The organism is Ruegeria sp. N4 (assembly GCF_056531425.1).
Window position 1 is genome coordinate 1 of sequence record NZ_JBQFLT010000035.1, and the last position, 605, is coordinate 605.

The 605-nt window shown below is 57.9% G+C and carries 1 protein-coding gene; it reads left to right on the plus strand.

The features are described 5' to 3' along the window. The coding region (locus ACR0LW_RS21225; protein WP_480884425.1) for a GTP-binding protein at positions 1-605 on the plus strand (605 nt) is incomplete at both ends.

Sequence of the window (605 nt, forward strand, 5' to 3'; positions counted from 1 at the left end):
ATGGCAAAGGAAAAGTTTGAGCGTACAAAACCGCACGTCAACATCGGCACGATTGGCCACGTTGACCACGGCAAGACCACGCTGACCGCAGCAATCACCAAGTATTTCGGTGACTTCAAAGCGTATGACCAGATCGACGGTGCGCCGGAAGAAAAGGCTCGCGGCATCACCATCTCGACCGCCCACGTGGAATACGAGACCGACAACCGCCACTATGCGCACGTTGACTGCCCCGGCCACGCCGACTACGTCAAGAACATGATCACCGGTGCGGCTCAGATGGACGGCGCGATCCTGGTTGTGAATGCCGCTGACGGCCCGATGCCGCAGACTCGCGAACACATCCTGCTGGGCCGCCAGGTTGGCATCCCGAAGATGGTCGTGTTCCTGAACAAAGTTGACCAGGTTGACGACGAAGAGCTGCTGGAACTGGTTGAGATGGAAGTGCGCGAACTGCTGTCCAGCTACGAATACCCCGGCGACGATATTCCGATCGTTGCAGGTTCGGCTCTGGCCGCGATGGAAGGCAACAACCCGGAAATCGGCGAAGAGAAGATCAAGGAACTGATGGCGGCTGTTGATGACTACATCGACACGCCTGAGCG